Source organism: Kordia antarctica (assembly GCF_009901525.1).
Taxonomy (GTDB): domain Bacteria; phylum Bacteroidota; class Bacteroidia; order Flavobacteriales; family Flavobacteriaceae; genus Kordia; species Kordia antarctica.
The window spans coordinates 1228412-1246091 of the sequence record NZ_CP019288.1 but is presented as its reverse complement, the minus strand read 5'-3'; the positions used below and the strand labels follow the sequence as shown (position 1 = coordinate 1246091).

Sequence of the window (17680 nt, the reverse complement as noted above, 5' to 3'; positions counted from 1 at the left end):
AAATAACGTATTTTTGTAAAAAGGAATAAAAAACATGAAGTTAGACATATTAGCCATTGGCGCGCATCCTGATGATGTAGAATTAGGTTGTGGCGCAACGATTGCTAAAGAAATTTCCAAAGGAAAAAAAGTAGGTATTCTCGATTTGACTCGTGGCGAATTAGGTTCGCGCGGTTCCGCAGATTTACGTGATATTGAAGCGATAAATGCTGCGAAAATTTTAGGTGTTTCTGTTAGAGAAAATGTAGCTTTTGCTGATGGGTTTTTCATAAATGATAAAGAACATCAATTGGAAATCATTAAGATGATTCGCAAATATCAACCAGAAATTGTGTTGTGTAATGCTATTGATGATCGCCATATTGATCACGGAAAAGGAAGTCAGCTCGTAAGTGATGCTTGTTTTTTAAGTGGATTGATAAAAATTGAAACTAAACTCGATGGAAAATCACAAGGAAAGTGGCGACCAAAACATGTATATCATTACATTCAATGGAAAAACTTGGAACCCGATTTCGTAGTTGATGTTTCAGGATTTATAGATAAAAAGCAAGATGCTGTGATGGCGTACAGTTCACAATTCTATGATCCGAACAGTAACGAAGTAGAAACGCCTATAACGAGCAAAAACTTCATTGATAGTATAAACTACCGTGCAAGAGATTTAGGTCGTTTAATCGGCGTAGAATACGCTGAAGGTTTCACGGTGGAACGTTACGTTGCCGTAGATTCAATTTCAGATTTAATTTAAAATATATGCAAGGAGAACCATCATACGATCCATTTCAACTTCAGAATGCACCAACAGAGCAGAAATTTTCATGGCAAGAAAAAGTCGTGGCAATTGTATTGGTTGTTATTTTTGCAACAATTCCTTTATATGAAATAAGTTCAGATGCTTTCAAAGTAAATTATGTACAAGAATATAGTTCTGGTCCAATATGTGCAAGTTCTTATTTTCAAACATATAAACCAATGAATTTACAATATTCACAAGGAAAAAGTAAAATTAAACAATAAGTAAAACTATGGAGCAAGAACATATACACGATCCGTTTCAATTTCAATATGCGTCTAGTACGCGAAAGTTTTCAGTGCGAACAAAAATTATGGCAATTGCATTGGTTTTAATTTTTTTGATGATTCTTTTGTATGAAATAAGCCCTGAGACATTCAAGTTGGACCATTTCGTTCTAGATTCTTCTTTTTCACCTTATCGAGGTTTATGCAATGGTCTTTTCTAGAAACTGTTTTTGAGTTGTGGTAAAATTGGATAATTGCAATTTTTTCAAACGCTAATCTTTTCAAAATCATAGACATAAAAAACAAAGTAAAATAAATTTTATAAATGCTTTGGATGGAATGCGAAATAGTTTATATTTGCACCCGCAAAACAAATGGTAATTGTAGCTCAGTTGGTTAGAGCATCGGTTTGTGGTACCGAGGGTCGCGGGTTCGAATCCCGTCTTTTACCCTTTTATGAAGCCTTCCTAACGGAAGGCTTTTTTTTTGGATTATAGCGAAATTACAGAAAGATGTAAGATGATAAGTTTCTGTTGAATGTAATTGAAGTGAATCTCGTTTTTATCTTTTCATGGAGATTGTACAAAAGTCAAATTTTCGTCAAATCAAACTTGATTCGGTTTCTCATCATCATTAAAAATCAGCGTAATGAGATTCTGAATAGATATTGAATCAAGTTCAGCACAAGGTTGTGAATGACGTCTTTTTTTATTTTTAAACGTTTTTCTTCCTTATAAGTCTCTTAATTTCTCACTTACCTTTTTGTTGCTTTTTTATTTCTTTTGCGAAACCAAATTAGGAACAGCAAAACAATACCGATTCCAAGTACAATCCATACTACATAGTTGGTTTCAGAACTTAGGAAAGTTATAGGATTATTAGTTCCATTAATGACAAAACCAGCCCAATAAAAAGGAGTTTTCAGGTTGGCATCATCGGTTGTTTTTAAATATTGAAGTTTTGCCAATTGTAACGCTTTTGCTTTTGTTTTCCCTGCTTTTAATTCTTTGTAAAACTGAACCATAATTTTCTGAGTTGCAGTATCAGGAGCTTCCCATAAGCTGGCAACTGTTGTTGGAACTCCAGCATGTGTAAACGCTCGATGGAGCGAAATCATTCCTTTTTTTACGTCTAAAACGCCATCTCCAGTACTGCAAGCGCTCAAAACTGCCATATCGGCTTTTAAATTCATACCATACAATTCTTCGATATATAATTTATTGTCGGAGTTGCCTTCTGTAAATAAAAGATAACTGAGTTCAGGCGTTACAAGATCTACGCTTGCATGCATTGATAAATGTAATAATTGTGCATTTGGCGCATGTTTTTTAAAATTTTTTTTCGTGGCGGAATAATCGGAAAACGTAGCATTTTCAAATAAATCGGCAAGTAATTCAGATTCTTTTTTGGCGCCATTCAAGCGATATTCATTTCCTCTTACAAGTTCGGCTATTGGTTCATTTGAAATTTCTTCATACGAAGGCGTAAAAATCATAAGATTGGAATTCTGCTGATTTTCAGTGTCAACATCTACAATCGTATTGTGTTGTAATAGCGAAAGATATGGCGTGTAAATAATTGTTTTATCTTCAATTAAATAGGCATTTGTACTATTTTTTAATGTTTCAAACGGAAGTTTAAATAAGTAATTATCTGGCACAATATTTAGATGTTCAAACGAAAGTGCTGATGTAGGAATTAATTGTTTATATAATTTTTTTGAAATTTCATCGCTATTTTTTCTGTTTGAAATATTGGAAACATATGTATTTATTTGTGTTGAAATAGCTTCAGAAGCGCCAAGTGATAAAAGTTGAACGTCATTTTTATGAATTACAAAAACATACAATGAATCTTGAAGATTTTCATACCGTAAGACAACTTCATTCATTTTCAATTTATCTTGAAAATCAGCAATCTTAAAATCTGATAAAGCTAATTTAGAATGATTCGGATATTGCTCTTTAAAATTCGCCTTTAGTTGCTCTAATTTCAATTTGAGCCCTAAAATGGTACTATCTTGTTTTTTCTTTCTAGCTTTTACCATTTCACTTCTAAGCGTCGCTTCTTCATAATTATAATCGTCAACAAAAGCAAATTCTGAAACTTCTCTGTTTTGTAAAAATTCTTGCCAATCTAAGGTGTTTTCTATGTTTTCTATAGCTTCCAGAAGCTCAGGAGTTGTCATTCCATGACCCGTGCCAGATCCTTTTATTTTTATTTTTATGAAATTGGAAATTATACGTTCAAATAATTTCCTAATTTTAGGCGTCGTTAGTTTGTTATCAATGGAATTTTTGAATTGAATTAATGCGAGTTTATTCAACTGAGCAATCACTTTTTTTGTTTCCGCATTCGAATCTCCATATTTCTTAAAATCATCTGATAAGTTTAGAAAAATCGACACATATTCTAGTATTTGAAATGGAGAAAAATTAGAAAAGTCTTTTTTTAGATTTTCGTCTACTGAATGAAATATTAAACCCATTTTAAAGACTTCTTTTCGTGCTTCTTCAACTTTGTTTAGGCGAAGTAATATATGAATCCGTTGCGCTCTATTATAACCCATTCTACTTTCTTTTTCTCTAGAGAAATCGATAAGTTTATTATTGCTATCTAATGCTTCTTTTAATTTATTTTGAATCAGTAATACTTCATTTTTTAAGTACCAAGCTATTTTTTTATAATGATCAATTACATTGTTTTGCTTCTCGTTTGCCAATACAGCATTCAAATAGGAAAGCGCTTTTTCTGCACTGTTTTTTTGCCCATTTTTTAATCGATAGAGATAAAATTCTCCCATTTTGGTTTGCGATAAAAGATAGGAAGGAATCGTAAGTGTTTCTGATTCTGAATTAGCTAAATCGCTTTCATATAGCTTTTTATGTTTATTAAAAGCTTCAATTAGTACGCTTTCATCAACGTTCGTATCTTTATAAAAATCTAAAACGGAACCATAATAATTATTTTTCGTTAAATAAGTTAATTGATGTTCATTCTCATTAAAAACCTTTTGCGATTTTTCTCTATATGAGCTGGCAATCGTATTTTCTCCAAAACTTTTGGAATGTATAGCCAAATCATTGTAAATAGCCAACAATATTGGCGGCGGCATGTTTTTAACCTGATCTAATAATGAGTTTGCTTTTTTTGATTTTTTATAAGCAATAATGTTTAAGCCTTTCAATAATTCAATACTGTTACTTTCTCTGATTGTTAGTATTTTTAATATCGTGCCTTCTTCTGAATTTGTACACATTTCAATTACATCTTCGTATGCTTTTCGTGTCGCTAATAAATTTCCTGAATAGCTAATGGCTTCTGCTTTAAAAAATAATACGTTTGCTCTAAATAAGCTGTCAGCCAATGAGTTTCCTATGTTATAATTTTCAACTTCTCTACTCAGACGCAGCAAGTTTTCAGCATCGTAATTTGATGCATATTCTCCCAAAACATTTAAAATGCTATCTCTATGTATTGTTTGACCAGCTATATATTGAAAAGAGCTACATAGAAAGAAAATGAAGAAAAGTATGCGCATAATTTATTTTTAAGAAATGTAAGATAGTTATTTTTCAATCAGAAGAAGTTGTATGTAAAATGCCTTTGTTTTTATTTTGAACGACTATCTTTTAAAAAATTATAATTCAAATTTATCGATGCAGTAAACGGAACATAATTTCGCTCTTTCCAATCGCCTTTAAATGCTTGTCCTTTAAAAGTAATTTGTAATTCAGTATCAGAAAGTTTTTCCAAACTCATATTTCCTGACGCAGAAAAATACTCCTCGTTGGTCGTTTTGTTGTAATACGCTAATTGAATATATCCTTCAGTTATTTGATTTAATAATTCGGTATCTGAAAAATCGACTACGCGCATGGTTGGTGCAAATTTTTTCTCGTTTAAATGATTAAATAAGTCTTTTTTTTCAATAGTTACAGAAACATATTCATTGCGATCATCTCTCGTATAAAGCCTAAAAATTGCCTTGCGATTTAAGAAGTGAACGCTGCTTTTTTTGCCACTCCAACTATTAATATTCAAAGCTTTGTTGTCCATAGTTGCTTCAAAACTTCCAGTTACTTTTTGTTGTGATAGTGCTTCTTCAAAAGCATCCTCTTCTTTTTGTAGGGCTGGTAATTCCTTTACAATTTCGAGCGCTTGTTCTACGTTTTCTTTTACTGCTTTTTGTTCTTCAGTATTATTTCCGCAAGAGATAAAACAAAGTAATAAGAATAGGAATAGTGTGTTTTTCATGGTTGTTTAGTGTTACTTTACGTTAAATTGTAATAGAGTTTTTGATTTCTTTTTGAGTTTAATTTTTTCATATTGATTACGATTTAAGATTACTTTAAAATCTATAATATACGTTCCGTGCGCTAGTGTGTCTAAAATATCGTTTGGAAAAATGATGTCGCCCGGAAATAACATATCGCCCGGAAAAAGAACACCTTCACTACGATTACTTTCGTACACAATTGTTCCTTTTTCATTTGTTATAATACCAACAATTGTAGCATGCAATCCATTTTTTTTAATGGCATACGAAACTGCATGCTTGCTAAGTAAAATGCTTCCTAGTTTTCCATGTTGTAGCCGTTCAAACAATGCTTGATTACTTTCACTAGCCGCATGTAAAACATCTTCATTAAAATCGGTGTTATATACCAATTGTGCTTTCGCCGAAATAGAAATTAGGATAAAAAATAAATAGCATATCTGTTTCATTAGTGTTTCATAATTTTTTTAGTAAACGTTTTACTTTCAGATTTTACATTCAAAAAGTAAATTCCCTTTGATAAATTAGAAACATCTACCGTTGCTTTAGAAGTAGTATTTACTTGAATTTCTTTCACTTTCATTCCTAAAGCATTAAAAACACTCACTTCTTTAATGAGTTCATCATTTTCTAAAGAAACGGTCACTTCTGTTGTCACAGGATTTGGATAAACCGCTATACCAGTTGTTAGTTTATCATCAGAAACACCTAATACAGTTGTCGTGTATTTTTGAATTCTTCCGCCAGGGGTTTGAAATGTAGAAATATAAAAATCGTTTCCTGTAATGAGGAAGTTTACACTATTAGCATCAATTCCTGTATACACCGTTTCTTCAAATGTGGGCAAACTTGCGGTAGTATCAGTTTTTGTAATTCGTTGCGCAGAACCTCCATGTATAGTATAAATATCAGTGCCTACTGCAAAAATATCATTCCCAAAAGCCAGTGTGTTTTCTACGATTACTGGTGTCGGATTAGTATCTGTAATATTTATTTTAAATAACCGAGTACCATTACCTGATATAAAATCTGTGAAATATAAATCATCACCAATATGAGCAGTCGCGTGTGGAAATTGCAAGCCTGTAACCATATCTTCAGAAGTTGTAGGATTTGTAAGCGGTATTCTTATAACTTTGCCTCCATCAAGTAAAGCTGTGTACAAAAAACCATTATGTAAAGTCATATACGTAGTTCTGGTATTTATTGTACTATTTGCGGTTACATTTTGTAAAAAAACGGGTGTTGGATTGGTTTGCGTTAAATCTATTGTATAAAGTGCTCCTGAAAGAGTCAATAAATACAGATCTGTTCCTTGCAATGCTAAAGCTCTCGGATATTCTAAACCAGTAACAATATCAACCCTAGTAGGTGTGACTTGAGAAATATCTATTTTAGAAATTTTTCCGTTATTAGAACCGTCTCCTGAATCTGCAAAATATAATATGTTACCGTCCAAAACCATTCCTGCAGGACGTGTGCAATCGGTAAAATAATCTGCTTGCGCTTGAATAGTTATCGCAAATAATAAGGCTGTTAAGAGTAGTAATTTTTTCATAATTAATTAATTTTTTCAATTTTAAATGTAATAGCAATTTTATTGTTGCTATTTTCTGTTGCTTTTTGAATGAATAAATATGCGGTTCCTAATTGCATATCTTTTATGAATAGATTCCGTTGTTTCCAAGGAAATGTTTGTGTGTTTAATGTATTTACGCTACCAAGATTTGCTTGAATGTTTATTTTTGCATTGTTAGTATATTCAGATTCTGAAATGTAAAATGAACGCCATTCCGATACTTCCAAACTGCCGTTATAATGAAACCGAATTCCTGTAGGATCTACAATACTGCCAGAAGTTCCGCTTGATAATTTTTTAGCTTCCTCTTTACGAACACTCCAAAACCGAGTTGTGGTAAGTTGTTCATTTGGCAGTGTTTCTAAATTCCCATCGCGTTTTACCTGTATTTGTATTCCAATACTTCCATACAATGCGCTGACATTTTTTGAAGCTTCTGAGAGGTAAATTTTATATAAAGTAACCTTGTACAGCTGTGCTACATTTTTTTGTTGTGCTGTGGCAGAACTTACAATCAGTAATACAAACAGAAATTGGATGAAGAATTTATCAGGACTCATTTTATAGTTTTTGAACTTTATAAGAACTCATATTTATTTTTATGGTGACTTCTGAAATGTTCGTAACCTTCATTGTGGAGCTTTCTCCTTTTACATCAATAGCAGTCATTTCCATGACATAACCGTTTCCGTTGCTAAGAAGCGTCATTGGATTTGCTGATGTATTGCCACCAAACATTTTTGAAAAACCACTTAAATAATCTTGATAATTGAAATTGACTTCTGGAGCAAACCACGCATTGATTTTTGCATCTTCAGCGGTAATCATATATTCATGACACAAATAGCCATTCATGGTTTTGGTTTTTCCAGTTTTGACAGCTTTCTGCTGAGTTGTTTCACTAGATTCCGCTTCATCACTTCCCATACCAAACATATTCATCATTTTCATCGACATCACTTGTGCCGATTTTTCTTCTACATTTAGCATAATAAGTGTCTCGTTCACAAAATCAGTAAGTATAATACCTGGTGTATTTTTCACTTTGGAAAGTATTGCTTTCTCTCCATAACTCTGTGTCATATGTTGCGGTTTAGAGTTTCCGCTAGTGACAACCATTGTTGCAGTAATTGGAAATGTATATTCCGAATCGTACGTGGCGTTTTTAGAACTGTTTAGCATGTCCATCATACTATTCGCATCCAAATTTCCCATCGAATTTTTCTTGGAAGATTCTTTCTTAGAAGATTTCTTTGTGCGTTTCTTGTCTTTAGGAGCATCAAGAAGACTATCTAAAACTTGATCTGTTTTCTTTTCAACTTTCTCTTCAACCTTTTTCTCTACTTTATTTTTCACCTTCTGTTTAACTCGTTTCCAAAGTTGAGCATTTGCATCAGTTCCTGTAAAAAGGAATCCTATAATAATACATACCTTAATAAGTGTTTTCATTTCTTTATATTTACCCTTGAGTATTATTAGAAATGAAAAGGTTAACAATTTTCACTAAAAAAAATATTTTTTCTTTAACGTGTTAACTTTTAATAAGCTTAGACTACTAAACCTAAAAACAGAAGACTAGTTTGCAACAGCGATTACGAAACGATGACAAAAAAGCACTAGGAGAAGTATATCTGTCCTATAAAGTGGCTTTTGTAAATTATGCAATAAGATATAATATAGACAACGATACTATTTTAGATATATATCAGGAAGCTATTATTGCAATGCATCAAAATTTTGTCATAAAGCAAACGGTACTTCAGAATAGTACCGTAAAAACATATCTTTTTGGAATTGGCAAGCATAAAATTTATGATTATTTAAAAGCGAATAAAAAAATGTTTGCAATCACAGATGCATCTTCAAATGAAATCACAGAAATAAATATAGAAGATACAGCGCCAACGGAAAGACAGCAATTATTAGCGTTGAATTTTGAAAAACTTGGAGAAAGCTGTAAAGAAATTTTAAAGCTATTTTATTACAGAGGATTTAGTATAAAAGACATTGTTTTTCACACACATTATAAAGATGAAAATACAGTGAAAAGTCATAAATCAAGATGTCTTAAGAAACTTACGACATTCATACACGAAAACTAATGGAGCAAGATATATTAATACAAAAATATTTGTCTGGTACACTCTCAAAAGAAGAAAATTTGAGCTTTACGGAACTTCTAGAAAACGATGTTGATTTTGCTGAAAAAGTAGCGGAACATACAAATATCCAAAAAGCAATTCAGGCAACGGAACGCGAAGAATTAAAAACATATTTACAATCTTTAGAAAGTAAAAATACTAAAAAATCAAACCCTATTTTCAATAAAAAATGGTTGGCTATTGCAGCAATATTCTTGATGCTAATTAGTGTTACTTATTATCAATTTAGCCTTGATAAGGATACAAATGAATTATATGCAACGTACTTTGAGCCGTATCCAAACGCACTATATCCAATTACTCGCGGACAAAATAAAGGAGAAAAGGCACAACTATTTGCGGCGTATGAAATTGGCGATTATATAACTGCCAAAAAAGGGTTTCAAAACATGCTAAATAGCAATTATGATGCAGATATTCAGTTTTATTATACGATGAGTTTATTGAATTTGGGAGACATTGAAACTGCTCATAAAAATTTACAAGTGTTAAAAAAAGAAACTACTTTATTTACACCGCAATTATATTGGTATAGCGCATTAATAGCGCTTAAAAAAGGTGAAAAAGATCAAGTACGTATACAATTAGATTCTTTAGAAAACCTAAAATCTGGGTATAAAATGAAGGAAAGTTTAGCCTTATTAAAGGTTTTAGAATAGTTGATTTGATAAATAAGAACTTGCAGATGAACACTTTTAATTTTAACAAGTCTAGCTTGGTAAGAATCTGCAATTTAAGATTGAATAGAATGCTCTATTTCTTAGATCATAATTTTTAAAGCAACTTTTATAATTTTTTCGGGAAAAACACCTATATCGAGTCCTGATTCTTTTAGTTTCAATAATACAGGACATCCGAAATCATTGTTAACACTAGGTTTGTATTGTTATTAATTCAAAATAACAATTCTCATGAAAAACCACATTCTCTTATCAATATTCTTACTCGTTTTTGCTGTTGAAGCACAAGGAACAACTCGGTTTGTAACTCCATCAGGTGCTGGCGCTTTAGATGGTACAAGTTGGGCAAATGCTTTTTCAGGCACTTCACTTCAAGTTGCTATTGATGCATCAAATGTGAATGATGAGGTTTGGGTTGCAGCAGGAACGTACTACACAACAACAACGACGAATCGGTCTATTTCATTTAGCATGAAGAATGATGTAGCAATTTACGGAAGTTTCATTGGCACAGAAACGCTACTATCAGAAAGATCATTGACAAACGGTTTAACGAGCATATTAAGTGGCGAAATTGCAGCAGCAGGAATAACCGATAATAGCTATAAAGTTATTTACAATCAACAGCTAGATAATACGGCTATTATTGATGGTTTTATAGTTGAAGCTGGAAATGACAATAGAAATCCGTCTAATACGGGAAATGGATTAGGTGGCGGAATTTACAATCATGGATATAACGCTGGCGGCTATTGTCATCCGATTATTCGAAATTGTTTATTCAGGCAAAATACGGCTTCGTTTGGTGGTGGAGCTTTCAATAACGGATACAATGGCGGTAACACGTTGCCGACTTTTATTGATTGTGTATTTTCTCAGAATCACGCCTTAATTGCGGCTGGAGGAATGGACAGTTATGGCGTTGGTGGAACTGCAAGTCCAACAATTATTAACTCTATTTTTTATGAAAATACTTCTGATCAAAATGTTGGAGCAATGTATGCTTGGGGCGGCGGCGGCGGAAATTCCCACCCACTATTAATCAATTGCGCATTTGTAAACAATAGTGCTTTAAATGGATATGGCGGCGCTTTTATAGCAGATAATTTAGACCAAAGCGGCGGGACTTCATCTGGCTCATGCACTGTTACTCTGCAAAACTGTATTGTTTGGAATAATACAGCAACAGGAGCTGGTTCACAATTTTATGTTCGTGGTACTGGCGCAGAAGTGGTGGCTACGTATTCAAATATAGATATGACTGGTCAAAGTTCTCCACATGTAATTTCAGGAATGGGAACAGGAAATATTGATACAGATCCTTTGTTTTTAAATAGTGCATCTGGCGTTGGTGTAGATGGAAATTGGATGACTGCTGATGATGGGTTACAACTGCAAAATTCCTCACCATGTATTGATGTTGGTGATAACACAGGAGTTTCTCTAACAGACATACTTTCTAACAATAGAATATTTAACACTACTGTAGATATGGGAGCTTATGAATTTGATTCATCAACTTTAAGCATAGAAAACAACAAACTTAATTTAGATATAGTTCTGTATCCAAATCCAACGAGCAACGTTATCAATCTCACTTTTAACATTTTAGAAACGGACACTATTGCTTTGTTGCTCTTTGATATTAATGGACGACTTGTAAAAACAATAGCTAAAGGAAAAACAACAACAGGAACATTTAGTTATGAAATTGACGTATCGGAACATCACGCTGGCGTTTATTTTCTCACACTTCAGACGACAAAGGGAAAGTATGTAACTAAAATTATACGGAAATAATAGTTGACCAACCACTAACAACATCTAAAAAATACAATTATTGTGGCACGTTACTTTCAGTCACGTATTCACGAGGTCTTTTACTCTTTTATAAACTTCTCATTTTGAGAAGTTTATTTTTTTATACATTTTTCAAATTACCAAATTTTTGAAAAAAGATACTCTTCTAATCTATACATTAAGAATACAAGTAGTTAAGGTGTTGAAAATTAAAAAATTGCACTTTGGCGACCGCAGAGTATAACTTTGACACAACTAATTTTATTAGTAATAAATCAAGTTTATAATGCGAAATTGTCTATAAATAAGCTTCAAAACGGCTATATTTTCATTTAAACCCTCTTTTTTAACATAATTTATAAGTAAAAATTTGCAGCATTCAGAAATATAACTATATTTGGTAAACCAATCTGGTTAACCAATTTTTTAACCATAAAGAAAGGATAAGTGCACGCCTATCCTTTTGGAATATTACTTCTTTGGAAGGGAAGTGAAATTATACATAATTACTTAACGCAACCTGCATACCGCAAAAAAACACACAAAAAATTACGGTAGAAAAGGGCTTTAAGTGATTAGTTCAATATTAATTAATTTAAATAACCTATTATGAATTTAAAAACTAAGCTGACCTGCATTGCAATGTTGCTCTTTTGCATCACAATGTATGCGCAGGAATCTTTTACCTTAAAGGGGAAAGTCGTTGCCAAAACGGACAACCAACCTGTACCTGGTGTAAACGTGCTTAATGTAAAAACATCTAAAGGTGCTGCAACCAACTTTGATGGACTTTATGAAATTGTTGTAACTAAAGGTGATGTTTTACAATTCTCGTATGTAGGGTTTGTAACAAGAACGGTAATCATTGGAGATCAAAAAACACTTGATATTGCGTTAGATGATGATGCAGCTGCACTAGATGAAGTTGTCGTAATTGGATACGGAACACAAAAGAAAAGTCACTTAACAGGAGCAATTTCTAAAGTGAAAAATGAAGATTTAGATCAAATCGCAGTGCCACGTGTGGATGAAGCCTTAGTAGGACAAGTTTCTGGGGTAAACATTCAGGCTACGGAAGGTGAAGCTGGTTCAGCACCAACTATTCGTATTCGTGGAACAGGTTCTATTTCAGGTAGTTCTGATCCTGCAATTGTGGTTGATGGATTGGTTGTTGACAATGATTTCCTAGGTTCATTTGATATGAATGATATCGAATCATTTGAAGTATTAAAAGATGCTGCTTCTGCTTCGATCTACGGATCAAGAGGTGCAAATGGTGTAATCTTAATTACAACTAAACAAGGAAAAGAAGGAAAAACTAAATTCTCTTATAATACATTTACTGGATTTAAAGAAGCTATACAAAGTGATTCTTATAACTTCACTGTTGCAGAAACTGCAGCAGCAGAAATGGCGGCTACAGGAACACTTTCAGACAGAACTCGTTACAAGCAATTAATTGGAACAGATAGAAGCTGGCAAGATGTAATTTTTGACGGAGGAACTATTACAAGTCATTCATTCAATGCACGTGGTGGAAACAAAGAAACAAAATTTAGTGCTTCTTTAGGATATGTGCATGATGAAGGTGTTTTGTTAACAGATGATTACAAAAGGTATTCAATGCGTTTAAAAGTCGATTCAAAAGTAAGCGACAAATTAAAGATTGGAGCTAGCTTAACGCCATCGTATACAAACAGAAGACGTTTTGATGGTTCTACACATGATATTTTACGCCAAACACCTTGGTTGCCATTATATATTGACGAACACAATATTCAATTTGTAAACAGATTACGTGATAGCGGAAAATATGCAAATGTGCAAGTAGGAGATTATGCTGTACAACGTATGTTTGATGATTATGACTTAAACACTATGACGCCTGTTGCTTCTGGTGGAACAGATATTAGTAATACATCTAACACGAATCCGGCTGCAAAAGTATTGGAACGTGATCGTAACGATTACAAATTCAAAGTTGCAGGTAGCTTCTACGGAAACTATGAAATTACAGACGCTTTGTCATTCAGAACTACACTTTCTGGAGATTATCAAAATACACGTAGAGATCGTTGGCAAGGTATCCAATCTAGTAGAAATGGAGCGTCAGCAACAAGTCTTGCTATATCTACTCAAAACAGAATTCACGTTGTAACAGATAATATCTTATCATACAACAAAACATTCGACAAACACGAAATAAGTGCTATTGTAGGTTTTTCTGCTGAAAAGTGGGACACAACTTTTGAAAGTGTTTCTGGAGCTGGATATGATTCAGATTTAGTACAAACTATTGCAGGAGCAGATCCAACGACAGTTGTTGGTGATTCTTATAAGTATCCAGAACGCTTACTTTCTTATTTAGGAAGGGTTAACTATGCATATGACGATAAATACTTAGTTTCTTTAAGTATTAGACGTGATGGTTATTCTGCCTTTGGAGAAGAGAACAAATACGGAAACTTCCCAGCAGCTTCTGTTGGTTGGATTGTAAGTAATGAAGACTTTTTAAGCGAAAGCGAAGTTGTTTCAAAATTAAAACTACGTATGAGTTATGGTGTTTCAGGAAATCCATTCTTTAACACAGGAAACGTATTAGTAGACAAATTTCCATACTTATCATTATTAGAACCTTCTACGGCAGTATTTGATGGAGATGTGAACGCAGGATTTAATCCGATTAACTTAGCAAATCCAAACTTAAAGTGGGAACGTTCTGTTGAAATCAATCCAGGAATTGACTTCGGATTATTCAACAATGTGGTTACAGGTTCTTTTGAATACTATAAAAGAACAAGTGATCAATTATTAATTGACAATCCAATCTCAGTAACAACAGGATTTAATAGTGCATTGGTAAACATTGGAGAAGTAGAAAACTCAGGTTTTGAAATAGAAATACGTACACGTAACATTACCAAAGAAAATTTCAGATGGTCTACAACACTATTAGGATCTAGAAACAAAAATGAATTGGTAGATTTTGCTGCTTCTAACGGACAAATTCAAAATGTAGATAGTAAAAGAGCTGCAGAATGGATCAACTTAGTTGGAAATCCGATCTCGTCTTTTTACGGTTGGGTTGTAGATCGTGATATTCCTTTAGAATTTATCTCAAATCCATATCATCCAGTTGGTGGAGAAGCGCAAGATGTGTATGTAAAAGATTTAAATGGTGATGGAGTTATTGATGATGATGATAAAACAATTTTAGGAAATCCGTATCCAGACTTCGTTTGGAGTATCACAAACGATTTCAGAATTGGAAGCTTTGATGCAAGTTTTATGTTTCAAGGAAGTCATGGTGCAGAAATTAGAAACATGGGAGATCAGTACATATTTAACCATTTTAATAGTTCTCAAGATTTCATTGCATCAACACCAGATCAAGAATTCATTAAAGAAAAAATCTTTACAGATGATATCATTCAAGATGCATCTTACATAGCGTTACGAAATGTAAATATTGGATATAACCTTCCAAAAGAGTTACTTTCAAAAATATATTTAACGAAAGCTAGAATATATGCAACTGGTCAAAACTTACTTTACTTTACGGCAAGTGATTACACAGGATTCAATCCAGAATCTGTAAACAATACATCACCAACAACGTACGGATATCAAAGAGCAGGATCGCCAATAAATAGAACAATAACGTTTGGTTTAAACGTTGAATTTTAATCTAACACATACCTAAAATGAAAAATAGTATGAAACAAACAAAAATTGTAGCATTATTAGTATTGCTGGTTACTGTGTTTTCTTGTGAAAAAGACTACTTATCACCAGAATTAGAATCATTAGTCAATGCCGAAACCTATTATGCAAATGAAGCTCAGCTAGAAACTGCTTTAATAAACATGTATGATGGTATTCAAGGTGTAAACTCAACATCTTCAAATGATTATCACTCCTTACAAGTGGAATTTTATCTCACAGAAATGCGAAGTGATAACACACGAACAAAAAGTAGCGAAGGAGAAGCTGCTCAATTTGAAAGCTATAACATTACAACAACCAATGGAATTGTAGCAGATTACTACAGAAGTTTTTACAATGTAATTTTCAGAGCAAACATTGTGTTGGATAACATAGCTGTTGTATCAGAAGCAAACAGACCAAAATTTGAAGCAGAAGCAAAATTTGTAAGAGCGTATGCATATTTCAATTTGGTACGTTTATATGGAGATATTCCATTAGTGGACAGAGTTATTGGAATCAATGATACAGATATTTCTTTTACAAGAGTCGCTACAAATGATATCTATGCTTTAATTGTAGCGGATTTGCAAACTGCTGTTGCAGGATTGGACAATACGTACAAAACAAGAGCTTCCAAAGCTGCCGCACAAGGATTATTAGCAAAAGTATACTTGACGCAAGGTACAAACTATCTAGAAGCACAAACCTTATGTGAAGCCGTTATGAATAGCGGATTTGCCTTAGAACCTAACTTTAAAGATGTTTTTTACGACGAATTAAACAATGAAATCATCTTTGGTATCGGATATTTCCCTGATACAGCAGACAGTCAAAACTTTTCAGCAGAATGGTTAAATGCGGTTGGAAGAACAAGTGGTGTAAACTATACAACGGCGGATGTGCGTACTGCATTAGATGCTATTGGTGGAGACAGAACAATGTTTTCATACAGAGTTGATACAGAGCAACCAACACAATTTCAAGTTGTAAAATACTTGCCAGACGGAGATGTTTCTTTAGGAATAAATCCAACATCAAGTGATCCAACAAAAGCTGGAAACGACTGGATTGTATTACGTTATTCAGATGTTTTATTAATGCATGTTGAAGCTATTATGGCTGGCGGAAATGAGACGTCTGTGCAAGCAGCAAGAGATTCTTTTAATGAAGTAAGAGCTAGAGCTAATATGCCACTAGTAAATGCTCCAGATGCAATTACTAAACAAGAATTATTAGACGAAAGACGTGTTGAATTAGCGTTTGAAAATCATCGTTTATTCGATTTAATTCGTTTCAATGAAGCACAAAACGTACTTTCTACGTTCTCAACAGTAAACGGATACAACTATACAGCAACAGATTTATTGTTGCCTATTCCACAAAGAGAAATCAACTTAAGTAACGGTCTTTTAACACAAAACCCAGGTTACTAATAAACTAAAGATAATGAAAAAACAAATCAAAAAAATAGTTGGGTTTACTGCAGCACTTGTATTGGCTTTCACATTCCAGTCTTGTGATGAATTAGACAAATATGAACTTCCAGAAGCAGGTTCTATTGCCGATGTAACACCGCCAGAAGCAGACTTTTCGTTTACGCAAGGCGCAGGACCAGGTCAAGAATGGAGAGATTACACATTTGCCAATCTATCATCAAGTGCAACGATGTACGCTTGGGATTATGGCGATGGAAATACTTCAACAGAAGTTGACGGAGCAAACACATATGCCGGTGAAGGAACATTCACTGTAAGCTTAACTGCTTCAGATGCATTAGGAGTTACAAGTACATTTTCACAAACCATTGAAATAGTAGAACCAGCTGCACCTGCAGTTCCAGACCCTATTTTGATCAATGCTGATTTTGATAAACTTGCAAAACTAGGTTCGTCAAATCTTTGTTCTTGTTCAGGATGGGATAATGATGATATTGGTGAGCAAGGAGAATCAAGTTCTGGTAACGGAGGTTCTGATAATGTTGTTAAATTTGACAACAATGAGCCAGATCATGTATATCAAGAATTTGCAGTTACGCCAAACGCGGATTATTCAATATCGATAGTTACATCTCATAAAACAATCGCTAGTTCTCCAGGTAGTTACCCTGGTAGTATGCTTGAAATAAGAGTTTTAAAAGGTTCTGGTTACATAGCTGGTTACACACCAACGTATTATACAGCTGCTCCAGATTTCCCTAATTCAGGGTATGGGTACACAACTGTTGCGCAAGTAGAAACTGCTGCAAATAATCTTTTAATAGAGACAATAGCGAATCCAAATGATGACGATTATTTTACTAAAACATATACATTTAATGCAGGAGCTAATGATAGTGTTGCGCTCTTCATAAGAGGTTTAGGTGGAGATAGTACTGCTGGTAATTATGGATATACTAGTGGAGATGAAGAAATACGAGCGGACTCTGTAACAATTACAGCAATAAATTAAT

The 17680-nt window shown here is 33.4% G+C and carries 14 protein-coding genes and 1 tRNA gene; 9 read left to right on the top strand and 6 right to left on the bottom strand.

Annotated elements, in window-relative coordinates:
* Positions 1-34 precede the first annotated feature (34 nt).
* From bshB1 to IMCC3317_RS04940, 3 genes are all read left to right on the top strand, one after another.
* Positions 35-751, top strand: a complete 717-nt coding sequence (gene bshB1, locus IMCC3317_RS04950; protein WP_160128402.1) for a bacillithiol biosynthesis deacetylase BshB1 — start codon at positions 35-37, stop codon at positions 749-751.
* 5 nt (positions 752-756) lie between these two features.
* Positions 757-1020, top strand: coding sequence for a hypothetical protein (locus IMCC3317_RS04945; RefSeq protein ID WP_160128401.1), 264 nt, complete (start codon positions 757-759; stop codon positions 1018-1020).
* Between the two features lie 379 nt (positions 1021-1399).
* A tRNA-His gene (locus IMCC3317_RS04940) sits at positions 1400-1475 on the top strand.
* Between the two features lie 302 nt (positions 1476-1777).
* On the opposite strand, the gene IMCC3317_RS04935 is transcribed toward IMCC3317_RS04940, so the two are convergent.
* From IMCC3317_RS04935 to IMCC3317_RS04910, 6 genes are all read right to left on the bottom strand, one after another.
* Positions 1778-4564, bottom strand: a complete 2787-nt coding sequence (locus IMCC3317_RS04935) for a CHAT domain-containing protein (RefSeq protein ID WP_160128400.1) — start codon at positions 4562-4564, stop codon at positions 1778-1780.
* A gap of 71 nt (positions 4565-4635) precedes the next feature.
* Positions 4636-5280 (bottom strand): hypothetical protein, encoded by a 645-nt coding sequence (locus IMCC3317_RS04930; RefSeq protein ID WP_160128399.1) that lies wholly within the window; start codon positions 5278-5280, stop codon positions 4636-4638.
* A gap of 12 nt (positions 5281-5292) precedes the next feature.
* The gene (locus IMCC3317_RS04925; protein ID WP_160128398.1) at positions 5293-5751 is read right to left on the bottom strand and encodes a hypothetical protein; all 459 of its coding nucleotides are present in this window, start codon (positions 5749-5751) and stop codon (positions 5293-5295) included.
* Positions 5751-6860 carry a T9SS type A sorting domain-containing protein gene (locus tag IMCC3317_RS04920; protein ID WP_160128397.1) on the bottom strand — a complete coding sequence of 370 codons (1110 nt, stop codon included), beginning with the start codon at positions 6858-6860 and terminating at the stop codon, positions 5751-5753. The genes IMCC3317_RS04925 and IMCC3317_RS04920 overlap by 1 nt, the downstream gene beginning before the upstream one ends.
* A gap of 2 nt (positions 6861-6862) precedes the next feature.
* Positions 6863-7441: a hypothetical protein gene (locus IMCC3317_RS04915; RefSeq protein WP_160128396.1), complete on the bottom strand. Its 579-nt coding sequence runs from the start codon at positions 7439-7441 to the stop codon at positions 6863-6865.
* 1 nt (position 7442) lies between these two features.
* Complete coding sequence (locus IMCC3317_RS04910; RefSeq protein ID WP_160128395.1) at positions 7443-8330, bottom strand: DUF4412 domain-containing protein; 888 nt, start codon at positions 8328-8330, stop codon at positions 7443-7445.
* 131 nt (positions 8331-8461) lie between these two features.
* On the opposite strand from IMCC3317_RS04910, the gene IMCC3317_RS04905 reads away from it, so the two are divergent.
* The 6 genes from IMCC3317_RS04905 to IMCC3317_RS04880 all read left to right on the top strand — a co-directional run bounded on the left by IMCC3317_RS04905 (position 8462) and on the right by IMCC3317_RS04880 (position 17679).
* Positions 8462-8983 carry an RNA polymerase sigma factor gene (locus IMCC3317_RS04905; protein ID WP_160128394.1) on the top strand — a complete coding sequence of 174 codons (522 nt, stop codon included), beginning with the start codon at positions 8462-8464 and terminating at the stop codon, positions 8981-8983.
* Positions 8983-9702, top strand: coding sequence for a tetratricopeptide repeat protein (locus IMCC3317_RS04900; protein WP_160128393.1), 720 nt, complete (start codon positions 8983-8985; stop codon positions 9700-9702). The genes IMCC3317_RS04905 and IMCC3317_RS04900 overlap by 1 nt, the downstream gene beginning before the upstream one ends.
* A gap of 252 nt (positions 9703-9954) precedes the next feature.
* Positions 9955-11523, top strand: a complete 1569-nt coding sequence (locus tag IMCC3317_RS04895) for a T9SS type A sorting domain-containing protein (RefSeq protein ID WP_160128392.1) — start codon at positions 9955-9957, stop codon at positions 11521-11523.
* 609 nt (positions 11524-12132) lie between these two features.
* Positions 12133-15210, top strand: a complete 3078-nt coding sequence (locus tag IMCC3317_RS04890) for a SusC/RagA family TonB-linked outer membrane protein (protein ID WP_160128391.1) — start codon at positions 12133-12135, stop codon at positions 15208-15210.
* Positions 15211-15239: 29 nt separating this feature from the next.
* Positions 15240-16664: a RagB/SusD family nutrient uptake outer membrane protein gene (locus tag IMCC3317_RS04885; protein WP_170293839.1), complete on the top strand. Its 1425-nt coding sequence runs from the start codon at positions 15240-15242 to the stop codon at positions 16662-16664.
* A 13-nt stretch (positions 16665-16677) separates the two neighbouring features.
* Complete coding sequence (locus IMCC3317_RS04880; protein WP_160128389.1) at positions 16678-17679, top strand: PKD domain-containing protein; 1002 nt, start codon at positions 16678-16680, stop codon at positions 17677-17679.
* Position 17680: the final 1 nt, after the last annotated feature.